Origin of the sequence: Pseudomonas sp. ef1, assembly GCF_007293365.2 — a bacterium.
Classification (GTDB): domain Bacteria; phylum Pseudomonadota; class Gammaproteobacteria; order Pseudomonadales; family Pseudomonadaceae; genus Aquipseudomonas; species Aquipseudomonas siliginis.
In genome coordinates, this window is sequence record NZ_CM129815.1 from 1,039,220 (window position 1) to 1,058,762 (window position 19,543).

The window sequence follows — 19,543 nt, forward strand, 5'->3', positions numbered from 1 at the left end:
CCCTCGCCACGGGGGATCTGTGTACATCCACAGAAGATCTGTGAGCATCCACTGGGGATCTGTGCCTCTGCACACATTGCAAAAAACAGGAGGTGTTCATTTCACTTCCGGTGGCGTGGTGAAGGTGTGATACGGCGCCGGCGACGGCACGCTCCACTCCAGCCCTTCGGCACCGTCCCACGGTTTGGCCGGGGCCGGTGCGCCGCCACGGATGGTCTTGATGACGATGAACAGGAAGAAGATCTGCGTGGCGCCAAACATGAACGCGCCGATCGACGAGACCATGTTGAAATCGGCGAACTGCAAGTTGTAATCCGGAATCCGTCGCGGCATCCCCGCAAGGCCGACGAAGTGCATCGGGAAAAAGGTCAGGTTCATGCCCACGAACGACAGCCAGAAATGCAGCTTGCCGAGGGTTTCGTCGTACATGTGCCCGGTCCACTTCGGCAGCCAGTAATAGGCCGAGGCGAAGATGCCGAAGATCGCCCCGGGCACCAGCACATAGTGGAAGTGCGCGACGACGAAGTAGGTGTCCTGGTACTGGAAGTCCGCCGGGGCGATTGCCAGCATCAGCCCGGAAAAACCACCGATCGAGAACAGGATGACGAACGCCACGGCAAACAGCATCGGCGTCTCGAAGGTCATCGAACCCTGCCACATGGTGCTTGCCCAGTTGAACACTTTCACACCCGTCGGCACGGCGATCAGCATGGTCGCGTACATGAAGAACAACTCGCCCACCAGCGGGATGCCGACCACGAACATGTGGTGCGCCCAGACGATGAACGACAGGAACGCGATGCTCGCCGTGGCGTAGACCATCGAGGTGTAGCCAAACAGCGGTTTGCGCGCGAAGGTCGGGATGATCTGGCTGACCGCGCCGAACGCCGGCAGGATCATGATGTACACCTCGGGGTGGCCGAAGAACCAGAACACGTGCTGGAACAGCACCGGGTCACCACCGCCGGCAGCACTGAAGAAACTGGTGCCGAAGTGGATGTCCATCAGCATCATCGTCACGCAGCCGGCGAGCACCGGCATTACTGCGATCAGCAGAAACGCGGTGATCAGCCAGGTCCACACGAACAGCGGCATTTTCATCAGGGTCATGCCGGGAGCGCGCAGGTTGAGGATGGTCGCGACTACGTTGATCGCGCCCATGATCGAACTGATGCCCATCAAGTGGATGGCGAAGATGAAGAACGTCACGCTTTCCGGCGCGTAGGTCGTCGACAGGGGCGCATAAAAGGTCCAGCCGAAATTCGGTCCGCCGCCCGGGGTGAACAGCGTCGACACCAGCAGCAGAAACGCCGCCGGCAACAGCCAGAAACTGAAGTTGTTCATCCGTGGCAGGGCCATGTCGGGCGCCCCGACCATCAGCGGGATCATCCAGTTGGCGAGGCCGACGAAGGCCGGCATCACTGCACCAAAGACCATCACCAGACCGTGCATGGTGGTCATCTGGTTGAAGAATTCCGGCTGGACGATCTGCAGGCCGGGCTGGAACAGCTCGGCGCGAATGACCATGGCGAACGAGCCGCCGAGCAGGAACATGCAGAAGGCAAACCACAGGTACAGCGTGCCGATGTCCTTGTGGTTGGTGGTCAGCACCCAGCGCATCAGGCCTTTGGCGGGGCCGTGGGCGTGGTCGGCGTGACCGTGGTCATCGATGACAGCGCTCATGGCCGGTCTCCTTCACGAAAGTGGACGGGGCAGGCCAGGGCGCGCTGCCCCGACCGGTTCACTGAATACGCAATTGACCGGCTCATTTGCTTTCCGCCTGTTTCAGCTCCAGCACTTCTTTTGGCGTGACCATGTCGCCCTTGTTGTTGCCCCAGGCGTTACGTTCGTAAGTCACGACCGCTGCGATATCGACTTCCGACAGCTGTTTGCCGAACGCCGCCATGGCGGTGCCCGGTTTGCCGTGGTAGACGATGCTCAGGTGATCCTTGATCGGCCCGGTGGCGATTTTCGAGCCCTTGAGTGCCGGGAACATCGGCGGCAGGCCCTGGCCTTCGGCCTGGTGACAGGCCACGCAAGTGGTGTGGTAAACCTTGTCGCCGCGCTCCTTGAGCTCGTCGAGGGTCCATTCCTTGCTGGTCAGTTCTTTGAGCTGTGCGGCTTCGGCCTTGCGCTCGGCGAGCCATTTTTCGTAGTCGGCCTGCTCCTTGACCTCGACCACGATCGGCATGAAGCCGTGATCCTTGCCGCACAATTCGGCGCACTGGCCACGGTAGAGGCCGGGTTTGTCGATGCGCGTCCAGGCTTCGTTGACGAACCCGGGAATCGCATCGCGCTTGACTGCAAATGCCGGCACCCACCATGAGTGAATGACGTCAGCCGAGGTCACCAGAAAGCGCACCTTGGCGCCGATCGGCAGCACCAGCGGCTTGTCGACTTCGAGCAAGTAATGCTCGCCCTTGGCTTCTTTGTTGTGAATCTGTTCGGCGGGGGTGGCCAGGTTACTGAAGAACTCGACGTCCTGGCCCAGGTATTTGTAGTGCCACTTCCACTGATAACCGGTGATCTGGATATCGATGTCCGGCTCGCTGGTGTCGTACATCTTGATCAGCGTCGCAGTGGCCGGGACGGCCATGGCCACCAGAATCAGCAGCGGCACGATGGTCCACATGATCTCGACGCCGGTGCTTTCGTGGAATTTGGCCGCGACCTGGCCGGTAGAGCGGCGGTGCACCATCATCGACCAGAACATGGCGCCGAAGACGATGATCCCGATCACCACACAGATCCAGAAAATGGTCATGTGCAGGTCGAATACTGCGTGACTGATTTCAGTCGCTCCAGGCGCCATATTCACAGTCCATGCCGCGTTGGCCGGGCTGAAAATCGACCACAACAGGAGGCCCATCCAGACATGTGGATGTCGCATCATTGCGGGTTCCCCTTATCGTTCTTGTTATCCCGCCGGCGTATCGCCTGCGGCAAGGGAGCGGCTGCATCAGACTACGAACTTGAATCGCCGGGCCTTGCTGCGGGTGCAGTCGGGCGTCATCAGCTAACTCCATTCATTGGCGAGTATAGACAGCGCCCGGGATTTGCAACCCGGGCACGTAAATGAGCTGAAACACCCGGCGCTTGCGTTCAAGTGCCCGAATGGAGAAGGATGCAGACGAGTGGTGGCGAATGGATATAACGCAGCTGCATCAAGGATGAAATAATTATGACAAATGCGTCTTAGCGTTTTTCGTAAGCCAGCTAAGTTATGTCTTCCCTATTTCATTGCCTTGTTTCCTGGAGTTTTCATGAACACCGCCGCATTGCGCGAGCAGATCCAACAAGCCCAACAGCACGAAAAAGACACCGGCCTGCTGACCCGTCAGCTGGAAAGCAAGTTGCCTCACCTGCACCCGGCGATCCAGTTGCCGGAAGCCGACGCCCAGGGCGTGCTGACACGTTTTGTCGCCGCCTACATCGATGAAGTACCCGATCTGCTGGATGCAGCCAATGAAGTCGCCAGGGAAGCCGGCATCGAATCGCAGATCAAACCGGTGCTGAAGATCGCCGAGCAGTATTTCCTCCAGCCGCCGGCGATCATGGCCGGACATGTCGGCCTGGACAGCCTGCTCGACGAGGCCTATCTGGCACACCGTTTTGTCGAAGAGGTCAACGACCTGTACATCAAGCACTTCGGCCAGCCATTGATCCCCTTGGACATGACGGTCGCCAACCTGATTGCTCACCAATTGATCGGTGAGGAATTTGCCAACCAACTGGACGAAGCGGTGCATCACGCGATTGACGAGATGCTCAACGAGGAAAGTTTTGCCCTGGAATCGGTAGAAGCCTACCGCGAAAAACTCAGCAGCCCGGACACTGGCGCGGCGTGGAAACGCTGGCCGTGCATGAGCCGCCGGTTGGGTGTGGGGCTTGAGCTGGATCAGCCTGCTGCCTGAGTCATACACAATCCAATGTAGGAGCTGCCGCAGGCTGCGATCTTTTGATGTTGTTTTTAAAAATCAAGATCAAAAGATCGCAGCCTGCGGCAGCTCCTACAGGGGTCGAGTCAACCCGGAGATTTAAGCGGCTGAGCCAATCCCGGTATTGGTCCGCACCCGCCCCTCAAGCCGTCGCTTCAACCCACGCGATTCGATCAACAGCTTCGACCCCTTCGCCGCATTCGCCCGGCCCCATTCCTCAAGCAACTCCAGACACGAATGGTCGATGTAGCTCAGGTTGTTGAGCGGCACATGCACTGTGGTGCCGTGAGGAATGCTGCCCAGCACCTGGGTCAGCGCCGGCACTTTGAGGAACGTCGCCGCGCCGACCAGACGCAGTTCCATCTCGCCGTCCTGCGGCAGGTCGATCAGGCTGATCTTCAAGCGCGAAGCCTTGAACGCCAGCTTCAACATCGTCAGGCCGAAACCGATCAGCACACCGGTGAGCAGATCAGTGAAGATGATCGCCAACGCTGTAGCGGCGTAGGTGAACATCGGCATCCGCCCGTACCGACCCAGACTACGGAAGGCTTTCAGGTCGACCAGTTTGAAACCGGTATACACCAGCACGCCCGCCAGGCTCGCCACCGGAATGCTTTGCAGCACGCTCGACAGCAACAGCACGAATGCCAGCAGCCACAGGCCATGGAAAATCGTCGAGTAGCGTGTGGTCGCACCGGCCTGGACGTTGGCCGAGCTGCGCACGATCACCCCGGTCATCGGCAGCGCGCCGACCAGACCGCAGAGCATGTTGCCGACACCTTGCGCCGACAGTTCACGGTCGAAGTCCGAACGCACGCCGCTGTGCATGCGATCCACCGCCGCAGCGGACAGCAGGGTTTCGGCACTGGCGATGAACGCTACGGCGAACGCGGCGATCAGCAGCGTCGGGTCGGCCAGATTCATCAGGTCGGCCGGCTTGAGCCAATCGATCGCTTCGGCCAGGTTCGCCGGTACCTCAACGCGCTTGACCTGCAACGCCAGCATCAGGCTCGCCACCGTCGCCAGACCCACACCGAGCAATGCGCCGGGAATGAAGCGCAGCGAATGCGGACGGAATTTTTCCCACAGCCACATCACCGCAATCGTCGACAGACCGAGCAGACCCGCCTGCCAGCCCAACGATGGCAAGGCCTGCGCCACGGCCGCCGGGAACGCCGTGAGGTTGTCCAGCCCGGAAGGCTGCGGCTTGGCATCGAGCATCACATGGATTTGCGAGAGCACAATCAACACGCCAATGCCCGCGAGCATGCCGTAAACCACCGCTGGCGCCGTGACCCGAAACCAGCAGCCAAGCTTCAGCCGCCCGGCGACCAGTTGCAGAAAACCGGCGAGCAGCAGGATCGGTCCGAGCATCTCGACGCCATGCTGGCGCACCAGCTCGAAAACCAGCACCGCCAGACCCGCCGCCGGACCGCTTACCTGCAACGGCGAGCCCGCCAGCCAACCGACCACCAGTCCGCCGATGATGCCGGTGATCAGACCTTTTGCCGGCGGCAGCCCTGAGGCAATCGCGATGCCCATGCACAGCGGCAGGGCGACCAGAAACACAACCACGGAAGCGAGCAGCTCCCGTGGCAACACAGCTTTCAATTGAGCCGCACGCATGGCGATTCTCCCGAAGTTTTCTTCAGGCGTGGCGAGGCCGGACCGCTGAATCAGCGGCCGGCGTCATACCACACAGATTGTTGGGAAGATTTAGAAGCGCGCTTTGGGCGTCGCCACAGGAATCGGATGGCTGCCGTCGAGAGGCAGGAAACGACCCTGGTCCGCGTCGTAAGCTTTGATTTCGCTGGTTTCGATGTTGTAGACCCAGCCATGGATGAACAGATGACCGTTCGCCATGCGCGAGGCTACCGAAGGATGGGTACGCAAGTGCTGCAGTTGGGCGATGACGTTTTCCTCGGTGAGGATCGGCATGCTGTCTTTTTCGTCGGTGCAGTTGCAGTTGTCGTGCACCATGGTTTTTGCGACTTCAGCGTGGCGCAGCCAGGCTTTGACCGTCGGCATTTTTTCCAGGCTGTCGGGGTTGAGTACCGCGCGCATGGCGCCGCAATCGGAGTGGCCGCAAATGATGATGTGCTGCACGCCCAGCGCCAGTACCGCGTATTCGATCGCGGTGGAGACGCCGCCGTTCATCTGACCGTAGGGCGGCACCACGTTGCCGACGTTACGGGTAACGAACAGATCGCCCGGTGAGCTCTGGGTGATCAGCTCTGGAACGATGCGCGAGTCGGCGCAGGTGATGAACATCGCCTTGGGCGCCTGAGCGGTGGCGAGCTTCTTGAACAGTTCTTCCTGCTGCGGAAAAACGTCATGGTGAAAGCGTAAAAAGCCATCAACGATCTGTCGCAGTGCTGCATCGGCGGATTGTGCTTCAGGGCTTTGCGCCGAGGCAGCCAACGACTGTTTATCCTTGTCACTCATGATTCATCCTCTTGTGCGGATTCAGGGAGTCTTCCCCGGTATTCCGGTATGAAGCCAGTGGCTGTTTAAACCATCCGGGTCATCCCGACCCGTCAGTCACTCGATGAACAAGGTAGCCGCCGAAACTTAACTGAAACTGAATCAAACGCTCTAGAACGTGTGTTCCAGGTCACAAAAAACGTGACTGGCGTGTTTCGGCGGAAGGATTCCAACCCGTCAACCCAAAGCCAATTGTCGCTAAATCAACGACATCTGGCGACCCGGCGGACAGAAGGCCGAGCAGTCGAGGTTATAGCCCTCGCGTTTGTTCAGGCCAAGCTTTTTGATGGCCTTGGCAAATCTTTGTGCGAGCAGGTCTGCAAACGGTCCTTCACCGCGCATGCGCGCACCGAAACGGCTGTCGTAGAGTTCGCCGCCGCGACTCTGGCGGATCAGGCTCAGCACATGGGCGGCACGTTGCGGATAGTGCGCCTGCAACCACTCCTCGAACAGCGGCGCGACTTCCAGCGGCAGGCGCAGCATCATGTAGGCAGCGCTTTGCGCACCGGCCGCGTGGGCCTCGTTGAGCAGGCTTTCGATTTCACTGTCATTGATCATCGGAATCATCGGCGAACACAGCACGCCGACTGGAATGCCTGCTTCGCGCATCACCCGGATCGCGCGCAAGCGTGCCTTGGGTGCAGCGGCGCGCGGTTCGAGGGTGCGTTTGAGTTCATCGTCCAGGGTGGTCAGGCTGATCATCACCGACACCAGCCGTTGCTGCGCCAACTCGGTCAGCAAATCGAGATCGCGCAGAATCAGCGAACCTTTGGTGACAATGGTCACCGGATGCCGGTAACGCAGCAGCACTTCCAGAGTCTGACGGGTGATTTTGTATTCGCGCTCGATGGGCTGATACGGGTCGGTATTGGAGCCGAGATTGATCGGCGCACATTGATAGCCGGGTTTGCTCAGCTGTTCCTCAAGGACCTGGGCGGCATTGGTCTTGGCAATCAGGCGGGTTTCGAAATCCAGGCCCGGTGACATGTCCCAATAGGCGTGGCTGGGGCGTGCGTAGCAATAGATGCAGCCGTGTTCGCAGCCGCGATAGGGATTGAGCGAACGGTCGAAGGGCAGATCCGGCGAGGTGTTGCGGCTGATGATCGATTTGGCCTTCTCGATGATCACTTCGGTGTTTTGCGTCTCTGGCACTTCCTGATACCAGCCATCGTCCTCGGCCACCGAACGACTGGGCGCAAAGCGGTTGTGCGGGTTGGTCGCGGTGCCGCGACCGCGAGGTGGCAATGGAATAGACATGAAAACGCCCCGATACTGTATATGCGCACAGTATCGGGGCGATCGTCATCTGGCTAGTGCCATCGGGCGAGTGGTCAGTTGTGTTGCGTCACTTGGCCAAGATCGTCACCGGAGGTCTGCTTCATATCCTCCGTACGCAACTCGGCAACATCGGCAGCTTTCACTGGCGCACCCTTGTTGCCCCAGCTGCCACGAATGAAGCTCACCACATCCGCGACTTCCTGATCCGACAGGCGCCAGGCGAAACCGGGCATGGTGAAGGTCGATGGCGCGGTGTGCGTTGCCGGCAAAGTCCCGCCCTTGAGCACGATGTGGATCAGCGATGTCGGGTCATCCGTCTGCAGCACCGGATTGCCCGCCAGCGCCGGGAACACCCGGGTGTAGCCATGACCATCGGTACGGTGGCAGGCTGCGCAGTTGTCGATGTACACCGACGCGCCGCGTTGGCTGTCGTCGCCGTTCCACAGCGCTTTGGCCACTTTCTCGTCGTACTGATGCGGCTGATCCGCCGGGTCATTGGCCGGCAGTGATTTGAGATAACGGGCAATCGCGGTGAGGTCGGCGTCGCTCATGTACTGCATGCTGTGGGTGACCACATCGCTCATGCCGCCGAACACTGCGCTGCGATCACTGCGCCCGGTCTTGAGGAACTGCACCAGTTGTTCTTCGCTCCAGCTGCCGAGGCCATCCTTGTGATCGCCGCGCAGGCTCTTGGCGATCCAGCCTTCCAGCGGCGCACTGCCGGCGAGGAATTCGCTGCCGTCCGCCGCGCTCAGGGATTTTTCCTGCATGGTCAGCGCGCGCGGGGTATGACAGGCACCGCAGTGGCCGAGACCTTCAACCAGATATGCCCCGCGATCGATCACCGGATCGTCCGACGTGGCCTGGTAATCCTCGACCTTCGGCGCGAACAGCCAGCGCCAGCCCATCAGCGGCCAGCGCATGCTCAACGGCCAGGGAATATCGCTGGCCTTGTTCTCCTGCGCCACCGGTTCGACGCCGTGCATGAAGTAGGCGTACAGCGCCTGCATGTCGGCCTGGTTGACCCGCGCGTAGGACGGATAAGGCATCGCCGGGTACAACGTGCTGCCGTTTTTGGCCACACCGTGGCGCACGGCCTGATCGAAGTCTTCGAAGCTGTAGTCGCCCAGACCGGTCTTGTCCGGGGTGATGTTGGTCGAGTAGATCGTGCCGATCGGCGTCTCCATTGGCAGACCGCCGGCGAACGGCTTGCCGCCCTTGGCCGTGTGGCAGGCCACGCAGTCACCGGCGCGGGCAAGGTATTCGCCTTTTTTGATCAAGGCTTGATCAACTTCAGCCGCATGGATAGCGGCGCTGCCAAGCAGCGCCAGGGTCGCGATAACGAAAGTTTTCATGGTCATCGCTCCTTAAGCCTGCACCAGCGGGCCGGGGTTTTTCAGGTACTGCTCGCGGATCGCTTTTGCCGACCAGTAGGTCAGCGCCGCCACCAGCCCGGTCGGGTTGTAGCCCAGGCCCTGCGGGAACGCCGAGGCGCCCGGGACGAACACGTTGTGCACGTCCCAGCTCTGCAAATAGCGGTTCAGGGCGCTGGTCTTCGGATCGGTGCCCATGATCGCGCCACCGTTGAGATGGGTGGTCTGGTACGAAGCGGTGTTGAAGTGGTCGCCGACCTGCTTGCCGATCACTGCAATGGCTTTCGGGCCCATGGCTTGGGCGATCTTGCCCATTTTCTCGACCATGAAGCGGTTCATCTTGATGTCGTTTTCCTGCCAGTCGAAAGTCATGCGCAGCAGCGGCAGGCCGTAGGCATCGCGGTACACCGGATCGAGATCGAGGTAGTTGCCACGGTAGGACTGATGCGCGCCGTGGGCGTCCATCGACACCTGGTGGGTGTAGTAATCGGCGGTGGCGCGTTTCCATGCGCTGCCCCAGGCCGGTGTGCCCGGCGGGTTCGAGGTGCCGGCAATCGGTCGACTGCCAGCCTGGTTGACCCACATCGGCGAACCGCCGACGAAGCCGTGCGGGCCGTGGTCGAAGTTGTCGGCGTTGAAATCGTCCACCGCCACGCCGTTGCCGCCAGCGCCGATGAAGTTGTTGGTGTGGGTGTCCTTGTCGAAGAACGCCTTGATGGTCGCCATGTTCTGGTAGGCGAAGTTACGCCCGACCACGCCTTCGCCGCTGATCGGGTCGTACGGTTTGCCGATCCCGGACAGCAGCATCAGACGCACGTTGTGCAACTGGAATGCGCCGAGGATCACCAAATCCGCCGGCTGCTCGATCTCGCGGCCCTGGCCATCGATGTAGGTGACGCCGGTGGCTTTGCTTTTCGTGCTGTCGAGATTGACCCGCAGCACATGGGAGTTGGGCCGCAGCTCGAAATTCGGCAGGGGCTTGAGCGCCGGCAGAATGTTCACGTTCGGCGAGGCTTTGGAATACATGTAGCAGACGTAGCCGCTGCAGAAACCGCAGAAATTGCACGGCCCCATTTGTGCGCCGTAGGGATTGGTGTACGGCCCCGAAGTATTAGCCGAAGGCAGGTTGTAGGGTTTGTAACCGACTTCTGTGGCCGCTTTACCAAACAGCTGTGCGGATACGGTGTTTTTCTGCGCTTCAAGCGGGAACGGATTGGAGCGATCCGCCGCATAAGGGTTACCGCCCTTGCCCTGACCGACCAATTGGCCCTTCACCGTCCAGGCCTGGCCGGAGGTGCCGAAGACTTTTTCCGCGAAGTCGAAAAACGGTTCCAGCTCTTCATAGCTGACGCCGAAATCCTGAATGGTCATGTCTTTGGGGATGAAGCTTTTGCCGTAGCGTTCTTCGTAGTGGCTGCGCATACGCAACTCGATCGGGTCGACACGAAAGTGCACGCCCGACCAATGCAGCCCGGCGCCGCCGACGCCATTCCCCGGCAGGAACGCGCCCAGCTGGCGGTTGGGCAGGGCGATGTCGTTGACGCTGTGGCGAATGGTCACCGTCTCTTTGGAGATGTCCTGAAAGAGTTTCTTGCGCACGCTGTAGGTGAGTTCGTCGATCACCTGCGGATAGTTGCCGTCGGGGTAGGTGTCCTGCATCGGCCCGCGCTCCAGCGCCAGCACGTTCAGACCCGCCTCGGTGAGCTCCTTGGCCATGATCGCGCCGGTCCAGCCAAAACCGACGATGACTGCATCAACCTTCTTCATTACCGTTGCCATGCTTACGCCCTCTCGCCGCGAATCGACACTGCCGGGAAGGGGTATTGCTCGTTGCGTTCCACCCAATCCATGAAATCGGCGCGGGCGCCGGGGAAACCGATCATGGTCCAGCCGACCATGCCTTTATTGCCACCGTGGATCGGGTCGCAGAAGAAACCTTCCTTGGTGTTTTGCAGCAGCAGATTGAAGAAGATCTTCGCCGGCACCGCATCGAACTGCGGCTTGCCGGCTTCCAGTTGCTTGAGCAAATCGTCTCGGGTAGCGCTGTCTTGCCCGGCAAATGTTTTACCGCTCAGACCTTTTACCCACTGATCCGTGGCGGCGATGCCGAGGCGATAGATGTCTTTGGGCACCAGTTTGCTCTGCCAGCCCATCTCGGGTGCGGCGTCGGCATTGAACGGGCCTTGCATGTACCACAGGGCACCGGCGGCGTACGGGGTGTTCATCTGGCGGTCGATGTATTCCGGCACGCCGGCTTCAAGCGCGCCCGGGCCTTGCGCGTCGTTGGGGATCAACTGGGCGACGGCGGCGTTGATGAATGCCCATTCTTCAGCGGTGAAAAAGCTCGGCTGATAGTCACCAGCGACAGAGGCCGGTTTTGCTGCGGCCGGCGCCGGTGTGCTTTCAGGTGCGGCTTGCAGCACGCTGCTGCCCAGGCCGGTACCGGCAAGCGTGACCACCGGAATCAGGGTCAGGGATTTGCGCAAGAACTCACGCCGCGGGTTGTCTCGATCTTGATCAGACATGGGGGGCACCTCATCAGGCATAGAAGTCAGCCGCTTCTGCGAGCAGCTCGAGGAATTTTGCGTTGCGACGATCAGGGTCCGGTCGGGTAAAAGCCGTTCCCTCTGCAACATCATGTGACAAATGGTAGCAGGCTAAGCATCAAGAAAAACCGTTTGCACGGAAAAAAGCCCGGCGAGGCGCCGATTCACGTTTCTTTGACGGCCGGCTCACGGCGTATTGACCGCTTGATAGCGAAGATGCAATTCCTCCCATGAAGATTGCCGAAACGGTCAGCCCAGCATGTCTCGAGTGCGCTTTTTCCCCGCGTTATGTTTTTCGCTTGTTGCACTGTTGCATGGCATTGCCGCCCGGGCGGCCGACGCCACGCCCACTCGCCCGGCCGAGTGGGCGCAGCCGGTTGAGGCGCAGTTCAACCTGTTCCGCATGTCACCGACGCTGTATCGCAGCGCCTTACCCAGCCGCAGTGCGGTGCCGCTGTTGAACGATCTACATGTCGTCACGGTGATCAACTTCCTGCCTGACGCTGATAGCGACTGGCTCTCCGCGCCGGGCATCAAGCAGGTGCAACTGCCGTATCGCACCAATCACGTCGACGACAGCGATGTGCTCAAGGCTCTGCGCGCGATTCAGTCCGCCGAAGCCGACGGCCCGGTGCTCATGCACTGCAAGCACGGTTCTGACCGCACCGGTCTGATGGCGGCGATGTACCGCGTGGTGGTGCAGGGCTGGAGCAAAGAGCAGGCGCTCAAGGAAATGACCGAGGGCGGTTTTGGTGACAGTCAGCATTTCCACGACAGCGTGCGCTACGTGATGCAGGCCGATGTCGATCGGTTGCACGAAGCCTTGATCAATGGCGAATGCAGCACCAGTGCATTCGCCATGTGTTCGATGAAGAGCTGGTTCGACTCGGCCCACGTTCAGCGTTGATCAGCTCAAGCGGCTGGCGCAGGAAACAGTGCGCTGTCGATGGGTTTTCCGAGAAAGGCTTGCAGTGCGGCGGGCAGTGCCTGCCTGTCCCCCGAGAGCAGGTGTTCGCGCATGTCGCGGCCCGTCTGTTCGTTGAACAGACCTTCACGTTCGAAGCGCTTGAACGCCTCGCTCGCCAGCACACCCGACCATTTGTAGGCGTACAGCGAAGCCTCATAACCGGTAACCAGATAATCGCAGCTGTTGGCGAAGCGGCAGTAGGCCGGGATGGACAGGTGCGCGAACTCACTTTGCACATCCTCGACTACTTGCTGAACGGTGCGACCGTCACCGTGACAGCGGTGCAGTTCGAAGTCGACCAGCGCGTTCAGCAACAGCATTGCCGTCTCCCGGCTGCGCTGGATGCCTGTGGCGGAAAACGCGGTATTGGCCTGCGCTTCGGACAGACGCTCACCGCTCTGGTGATGCGTACCCAGCCAGCGCAGGAATTGCCCGGATAACGCCCATTTTTCGAACAGTTGCCCGACAAACTCGGCAGCGTCGCGGCTCAGATGCGAAATGCCGGCCAGGTTGTAATGCGGCGAACGCGTCAGCACGTGATGCAGGCAATGGCCGAATTCGTGTAGCAGAACGCGCAGATCCTGCGGATCCAGCAGGTAAGGTTGCCCGTTTTCCGCTGCCGGGTAATTGCATTGAAGCGAGGCAATCGGCAGTAATGGTCGGCCTTCGGCGGTGATCCGTCGATTGCGCAGTACACCGGTCCAGGCATAGTCGTTGCCCGCGTCGCGGTGGAACGGGTCGATGTAGATGTAGCCAACCGGTTGCTGACGCTCGCTGATTTCGAACAGGCGAACATTTTCTGCGAAACGCTCGTGGACGGTATTTTCGCTGATGCTGATGCCGAACATATGCTCGCTGAAGCGGCAGAGGCTATGCAGTGTGGCTTGCAGCGCGAAGAACTCGCGCAGGTCCTGCTCCGCGCCGCCGGACTGCTTCAGGCGTAATTGCTCGGCGAGGAAATCGTGATCCCACGCTTCTAGCTGTTCAACCCCGTGCTCGCGGGCCAAGGCCTGCAAATCATCGGTCTCGCCCGCCAGTGACACGGCATTGCGGGCGATCTGCTGGCGCAGAAAACGGCCAACCTGATCGGTACCGGTAGCCATACGGTTGTGCAGCCGCAGGTGGGCAAAGTTGTCAAAACCCAAGAGCCGGGCTTTGGCATGACGTGCGGCCAGCAGCGTCTGCAAAACCGGCCCGTTATCGAAGCGACCGGCCTGTGGCCCCTGATCCGAAGCGCGGGTGCACCAGGCTTTGAAATACTCCTCGCGCAGTGCGCGGTGTTGTGCCCGCTTCATGACCTGCTGGTAAGTGTTCTGATCCAGGGTCAGCCGCCACCCGGGCAGGCCGGCCTTGTCGGCATTGGCGGCCAGATGCGCCTGCGTTTCGGCCGGCAGTCCCGCCAATAGCGCGGCATCGTCGATGTCTTTGCTCCATGCAGCGTTGACCGATTTGAGGTTGCTCATGAAGCGCTTTTCCAGCAGATCGATTTCGCCGTTCAATCGCGCCAGATCCTTGCGCTGCGCACTCGACAATTCGCTTCCCGCCAAGTGAAACCGGCGCAGGATTTTCGCCAGCGAGGCTTTGCGTGCATCACTGAAGCTGGCGGCTATGGAGCTCTGTGCCAATCGTTGATAAACCTGGAGCAACTGTCGATTGCCGGCCTTCGCAGTCTTGTAACGCTGCGCGGCGTGCGTACTCAGGGCTTCCTGCATCAACCACTGGGGCTCATCGGCATGACTGATCGAGAGGAATTCGATGATCGCCATGGTTTCATCCAGGCGCGCATCGGCTTCATCGATGGCAATTACCACGTCGTCCCAGTTGGGATGATCGACCTGAGTGGCGATGACGTTTTCGATGATCAGCAGGTTGTCGGCAACGATGCGCTCGACTGCTGGCAGCAGATGTTCGGCGCGTATCGCCGCCCAGGGCGGCAACTGCCAATGTTGCAGGAGTGGGTTGGTGTCAGGCATGGCGTCTTCCGTGAGAGAGGGCTGGATTGGCCAGCCTAATCAGGAAGCGCAGAGGCAAGGTGGTGGATAGATACCGCCACCTGCCGACGATGATCGGCAGGCAGCGGTCGTTGTCATTGTTGCTCGTCGGGCTTTTTCTTCAACTTCGGGTTGGGGAAGAACTGCACCGCCTGAACCTTTTTGTCGGCGGCAGGCTTCAGCGCGCTGGTATTGACCCGCGTGCCCAGCTCTTTGGGCACCGACAGGCCTTGCTCGTTGAGCGTGTCGGAGTAACCGCAGGCCACGCATTCGCGGTGCGGCACGCCGTCTTCGTTCCACATCATCAACTTGTCCGGCTCGCTGCACGCCGGGCAGACCGCCCCGGCGATGAAGCGCTTCTTGGTGATCACAGGGCCGTCGCTCATGCTGCCGCGTCCTCACTCAGCCCGCTGTGGCGCAGCAGCGCGTCGATCGACGGCTCACGGCCACGGAAGTCGACGAACAGCACCATCGGTGCCTGCGAGCCGCCGCGCGCCAGAATCGCTTCGCGGAACGCACGACCGGTTTCAGCGTTGAGCACGCCGTCCTCCTCGAATTTCGAGAAGGCGTCGGCGGACAACACTTCGGCCCACTTGTAGCTGTAGTAACCGGCTGCGTAACCACCGGCAAAAATGTGCGCGAAACTGTTGGGGAAGCGGTTGTAAGCCGGTGGACGCATGACCGACACCTCGTCACGCACGCCATCGAGCACTTGCGCCACGCTGCGGCCATCGCCGTGGGTGGCGTGCAGTTCGAAGTCGAACAGCGAAAACTCCAGCTGACGCACCATCATCAGCCCGGACTGGAAATTCTTCGCCGCGAGCATTTTTTCCAGCAGGTCCTGCGGCAGTGGCTCGCCGGTCTCGTAGTGGCCGGAGATCAGCGCGAGGCCTTCCGGCTCCCAGCACCAGTTTTCCATGAACTGGCTTGGCAGCTCGACCGCATCCCAGGCCACGCCATTGATGCCGGATATGCCAGCGTGTTCGACGCGGGTCAGCAGGTGATGCAGGCCGTGGCCGAACTCGTGGAACAGGGTGGTCACTTCATCGTGGGTCAGCAGCGCAGGCTTGCCGCTGTCGGCCGGGGTGAAGTTGCACACCAGATTGGCCACCGGGCTTTGCAGCACACCGTCGACGGTGCGACGACGGTCGCGGGCGCCGTCCATCCATGCGCCGCCACGCTTGTTGGCGCGGGCATACAAGTCGAAAAAGAAGCGGCCGACGTGCTGACCGTTTTCCTTGATCTCGAACAGGCGTACGTCCGGATGCCAGGTGTCGAAGCCTTTCTGCTCTGCGATCTCGATACCGTACAAACGCTGAACGATGGCGAACAGGCCGCTCAGGACTTTATCGATCGGGAAGTAGGCACGCAGGGTTTCCTGAGCAACGCTGTAACGCTGCTCGCGAAGTTTTTCACCGTAGAAACCGCTGTCCCAACTTTGCAGATCGGCGCAGCCCTGTTCGGCGGCGTAAGCGCGCAGCTGTTGCAGATCCTGCGCGGCGAACGGCTTGCTGCGCTGGGCCAGATCCCGCAGGAAACTCAGCACCTGATCACTGGATTCGGCCATTTTCGTCGCCAGGCTCAGTTCAGCGAAACTGGCGAAGCCCAGCAGTCGGGCCAGTTCCTGGCGCAGGTCGAGGATCTCTTCCATCACCGGACCGTTGTCGTTCTGCCCGGCATTCGGGCCTTGATCCGAGGCACGGGTGCAGTAGGCGGCGTAGACTTCTTCGCGCAGCGCGCGGTCTTGCGCGTAGGTCATCACCGCGTAATAGCTGGGGAATTCCAGAGTGATCAACCAGCCATCCAGACCTTTGGCCTGGGCGGCGGCAGCCATTTGTGCCTTGGCCGAATCGGTCAGGCCGGCGAGGGCGGCTTCATCGGTAATGTGTTTGGTCCACGCCTGAGTGGCGTCGAGCAATTGATTGGAGAAGCGGCTGCCGAGCTCGGACAGCTTGCTCTGCACTTCGGCGTAACGTTTCTGCTCGGCTTCCGGCAGGTCGATACCCGACAGGCGGAAATCGCGCAGGGCGTGTTCCAGAATGGTTTTTTGCGCGACGTCGAAACTGGCAGCTTCCGGACTGTTGGCCAGCGCTTCATACGCCTGGAACAGTTCGCGGTTCTGGCCCATTTCGGTGGAGTAGGCGCTCAGGGCCGGCAGGCACGACTCGTAGGCTTCACGCAATTCGGCGCTGTTGCACACGGCGTTAAGATGGCTGACCGGGCTCCATGCCGCACCGAGGCGATCGTTGAGTTCGTCCATCGCCAGCACCAGACCGGCCCAGGTAGGGTTCTTGCCCTGGGTCTTGAGAATTTCGGCGATGGCGGCGCGGTTGTCCGCGAGGATGGTTTCGATGGCGGGCAGGACGTGTTCGGCACGGATCGTGGAGAACGGCGGCAGGTCGTAGGACTGCAAAAGAGGGTTGTTCACGCTCACGGTTGGCACCTTGGCTGGAAGAAACATGCGCCCATCTTAATTACAATCGACACTCACCGCAGCTATCGGCGACAGAGAGAGAACTAATCGTGTCCCTTCGCAAATATCAGAATCACACCCCCCGCTTGAGCAACGGCGCATTCGTCGACGGTTCGGCGGTGGTGATCGGCGACGTCGAAATTGGCGCAGACAGCTCGGTCTGGCCGCTGACGGTGATCCGTGGCGACATGCACCGCATCCGCATCGGTGCGCGCACCAGCGTGCAGGACGGCTGTGTGCTGCACATCACCCACGCCGGCCCGTTCAACCCGGACGGTTTTCCCTTGCTGATCGGCGATGACGTGACCATCGCCCACAAGGTCATGCTGCACGGCTGCACCGTTGGCAGCCGCGTATTGATCGGCATGGGCAGCATCGTCATGGACGGTGCCGTGGTGGAAGACGATGTGATCATCGGCGCCGGCAGCCTGGTGCCGCCGGGGAAGCGCCTGCAGAGCGGCTTCCTGTATGTCGGCAGCCCGGTCAAGCAAGTGCGGGCGCTGACCGACAAGGAAAACGCCTTCTTCACCTACAGCGCGGCGAATTACGTCAAGCTCAAGGACCTGCATCTGGCCGAAGGCTACGACCAGCTCTGAATCGCCTTACACCTGCTCGGGAATTTCCATGCATTACCAGACTGTACTGTTCGACCTCGATGGCACCCTGACCGACCCGCGTGAGGGCATCACCCGCTCAATTCAATTTGCCTTGGCCAATCTCGGCATCGACGAGCCGGACCTGAGCAAACTCGAACATTTCATCGGCCCGCCGCTGCTGCAAGCGTTCATGCAGTTTTACAACTTCGACGAGGCCAAGGCCTGGGAAGCGGTGAATTTCTATCGCGAGCGCTTCAAGGTCACCGGCCTCTATGAGAATCGGGTGTTCGACGGGGTCACGCCGTTGCTGGAAACCTTGAGCGGGCAGGGGCGGCAGTTGTACATCGCCACCTCCAAACCGTGGGTGTTCGCCCGCGAGATCGCCCGGCACTTCGACTTCGCCCGGCATTTCAAAGTGATCTACGGCAGCGAGCTGGACGGCACGCGGACTAACAAGGTTGAGCTGATTGCGCATCTGCTTGAGGAAGAACGCCTGGACCCGGCGCAGACCCTGATGATCGGCGATCGCAAGCACGACCTGATCGGCGCGCGCAGCAATGGTCTCGATGCAGCGGCGGTGGGCTATGGGTTCGGCAGTTTTGAAGAGTTGAATGCCGAGGCGCCGGCTTATCACTTTGAAACTTTGGAGGCGTTGCATCAGGCGTTTTTGCAGCGCTGATGAAATAGCCTTCGCGAGCAGGCTCGCTCCCACAGAGGCACCGCGATCCAATGTGGGAGCGAGCCTGCTCGCGAAAGGGCCGTTATGCCGAAGGATTCCTTAGGACTTGGCCAACGTTTTCAGCGCCGCCTTACGCTCATCAACCGGCAATCGCCCCAACCGCTCAACCTCGGCATAAAACCTCAGCCAATCCTCACCCACTTGGTTGAACAGCGCCGCAAACGCCGGCACCCACTGGTCATACAGCCCGAACGGCAACAGTCGCGCGTTGTTCAGCGGCGCATTGACCCAGGCGTCATAGCGCTTGTCCCCGGCCCACTGACTGTCGCGCGTTACCCGATACTCCCGGCGCAAGCGCTCGAATTCAGCTGCTTTGCGCTCACGCATCTGCTCAACCGACAGCGGCTGCGCATACAGCTTCTCCAGTCGTGAACGCGTGGCGAGTACCAGTTCGATGAATTGGTCACGCTGCTTGAGCCTCGCATCCGACTCTGCCGGTAGCCCGCGAAAGGCGCGCCATTGCCGCGTACCTTCCTGCTCGACAAACGTGGCGAATGACTCGTTGAACTCGGTGTCGTCCTTCACATAGAACTTCTGGTGCGCCAGCTCATGAAAGATCAGCGTGGCCAGTCGCTCATCGCCCCAGCCCATCATCGAATTGAGGATCGGGTCATTGAACCAGCCGAGCGTCGAGTACGCCTCGACCCCGCCGATCGACACGTCCATGCCCTGCAAGCGTTGAATCGCCGCTTCGCCACGGGCGGCGCTCTGGCTGTAGTAGCCGCGATAGGCCACGCAGCCGGCAATCGGGAAGCAGTGATTTTGCGGCGTGAGGGAAAATTCCTTGGTGGCGAACACATTCCACACCACGAACGGGCGACCGAGGTCGGCGTACAGACGATAGCTCCGGTTGTCCGGCAGGTGCAGATGCTCGCTGGCGAACGCGCGGGCCTTTTGCGATTGAGCCAGATGCGCGCGCAATCTGGCATCGCGGCTTGGGTCGGCAATGACCTTTTCCACTGGCTCCCGCGCGCGCAGCAATTGCAATTGTCCGCTGGCCAACTGGCTGTAGTAGCTGACGCTGGCGCAACCGTTGAGCAACAAAACCAACACACCCGGAAACAAAATCGGAAAAACGCGATCAAGTAACCCAAGGCTGGAAAACGGCCTGATCAAAATAAGAAATTCCCCGGAAAGTCTGCCCCAAGACTATCCCGC

Annotated in this window: 16 protein-coding genes; 4 read left to right on the forward strand and 12 right to left on the reverse strand. The window is 60.5% G+C overall.

The window, feature by feature from the left end:
• Positions 1-96: 96 nt before the first annotated feature.
• On the reverse strand, positions 97-1,683 hold the full coding sequence (gene ctaD, locus FEE99_RS04950; RefSeq protein WP_016772327.1) for a cytochrome c oxidase subunit I: 1,587 nt from the start codon (positions 1,681-1,683) through the stop codon (positions 97-99).
• An 82-nt stretch (positions 1,684-1,765) separates the two neighbouring features.
• Complete coding sequence (coxB, locus tag FEE99_RS04955) at positions 1,766-2,893, reverse strand: cytochrome c oxidase subunit II (protein WP_016772326.1); 1,128 nt, start codon at positions 2,891-2,893, stop codon at positions 1,766-1,768.
• A gap of 370 nt (positions 2,894-3,263) precedes the next feature.
• On the opposite strand from coxB, the gene FEE99_RS04960 reads away from it, so the two are divergent.
• Positions 3,264-3,914: a hypothetical protein gene (locus tag FEE99_RS04960; RefSeq protein ID WP_041476468.1), complete on the forward strand. Its 651-nt coding sequence runs from the start codon at positions 3,264-3,266 to the stop codon at positions 3,912-3,914.
• Positions 3,915-4,037: 123 nt separating this feature from the next.
• Here the strand turns inward: FEE99_RS04960 and FEE99_RS04965 are convergent, their stop codons facing one another.
• From FEE99_RS04965 to FEE99_RS04990, 6 genes are all read right to left on the reverse strand, one after another.
• Positions 4,038-5,564 carry a SulP family inorganic anion transporter gene (locus FEE99_RS04965; RefSeq protein WP_041476467.1) on the reverse strand — a complete coding sequence of 509 codons (1,527 nt, stop codon included), beginning with the start codon at positions 5,562-5,564 and terminating at the stop codon, positions 4,038-4,040.
• A 90-nt stretch (positions 5,565-5,654) separates the two neighbouring features.
• On the reverse strand, positions 5,655-6,383 hold the full coding sequence (locus FEE99_RS04970) for a carbonic anhydrase (protein ID WP_016772323.1): 729 nt from the start codon (positions 6,381-6,383) through the stop codon (positions 5,655-5,657).
• Positions 6,384-6,620: 237 nt separating this feature from the next.
• A complete protein-coding gene (locus FEE99_RS04975) occupies positions 6,621-7,679 on the reverse strand; it encodes a PA0069 family radical SAM protein (RefSeq protein WP_041476466.1) in 1,059 nt (352 codons plus the stop codon).
• A 74-nt stretch (positions 7,680-7,753) separates the two neighbouring features.
• Positions 7,754-9,055 (reverse strand): c-type cytochrome, encoded by a 1,302-nt coding sequence (locus FEE99_RS04980; protein ID WP_041476465.1) that lies wholly within the window; start codon positions 9,053-9,055, stop codon positions 7,754-7,756.
• Positions 9,056-9,067: 12 nt separating this feature from the next.
• Positions 9,068-10,852 (reverse strand): GMC family oxidoreductase, encoded by a 1,785-nt coding sequence (locus tag FEE99_RS04985; protein WP_041476464.1) that lies wholly within the window; start codon positions 10,850-10,852, stop codon positions 9,068-9,070.
• A 2-nt stretch (positions 10,853-10,854) separates the two neighbouring features.
• A complete protein-coding gene (locus tag FEE99_RS04990; protein WP_041476463.1) occupies positions 10,855-11,598 on the reverse strand; it encodes a gluconate 2-dehydrogenase subunit 3 family protein in 744 nt (247 codons plus the stop codon).
• Positions 11,599-11,878: 280 nt separating this feature from the next.
• Here FEE99_RS04990 and FEE99_RS04995 point away from each other — a divergent pair, with 280 nt between their 5' ends.
• Positions 11,879-12,526: a phosphatase domain-containing protein gene (locus FEE99_RS04995; RefSeq protein ID WP_041476462.1), complete on the forward strand. Its 648-nt coding sequence runs from the start codon at positions 11,879-11,881 to the stop codon at positions 12,524-12,526.
• 5 nt (positions 12,527-12,531) lie between these two features.
• Here FEE99_RS04995 and FEE99_RS05000 read toward each other — a convergent pair whose 3' ends face one another.
• The 3 genes from FEE99_RS05000 to prlC all read right to left on the reverse strand — a co-directional run bounded on the left by FEE99_RS05000 (position 12,532) and on the right by prlC (position 17,011).
• The gene (locus tag FEE99_RS05000; protein WP_041476461.1) at positions 12,532-14,559 is read right to left on the reverse strand and encodes a M3 family metallopeptidase; all 2,028 of its coding nucleotides are present in this window, start codon (positions 14,557-14,559) and stop codon (positions 12,532-12,534) included.
• 113 nt (positions 14,560-14,672) lie between these two features.
• Entirely contained in the window at positions 14,673-14,963 is a 291-nt protein-coding gene (locus FEE99_RS05005; RefSeq protein ID WP_016772316.1) for a YheV family putative zinc ribbon protein, read from the reverse strand.
• Complete coding sequence (gene prlC / locus FEE99_RS05010) at positions 14,960-17,011, reverse strand: oligopeptidase A (RefSeq protein ID WP_041476655.1); 2,052 nt, start codon at positions 17,009-17,011, stop codon at positions 14,960-14,962. Before prlC ends, FEE99_RS05005 begins: the two co-directional genes overlap by 4 nt.
• Before the next feature lie 89 nt (positions 17,012-17,100).
• Here prlC and FEE99_RS05015 point away from each other — a divergent pair, with 89 nt between their 5' ends.
• Both FEE99_RS05015 and FEE99_RS05020 read left to right on the forward strand, forming a co-directional pair.
• Positions 17,101-17,646 carry a gamma carbonic anhydrase family protein gene (locus FEE99_RS05015; protein WP_041476460.1) on the forward strand — a complete coding sequence of 182 codons (546 nt, stop codon included), beginning with the start codon at positions 17,101-17,103 and terminating at the stop codon, positions 17,644-17,646.
• Between the two features lie 28 nt (positions 17,647-17,674).
• Entirely contained in the window at positions 17,675-18,325 is a 651-nt protein-coding gene (locus FEE99_RS05020) for an HAD family hydrolase (protein ID WP_041476459.1), read from the forward strand.
• Positions 18,326-18,424: 99 nt separating this feature from the next.
• Here the strand turns inward: FEE99_RS05020 and FEE99_RS05025 are convergent, their stop codons facing one another.
• Entirely contained in the window at positions 18,425-19,501 is a 1,077-nt protein-coding gene (locus FEE99_RS05025; protein ID WP_041476458.1) for an aminopeptidase, read from the reverse strand.
• Between the last annotated feature and the right edge of the window lie 42 nt (positions 19,502-19,543).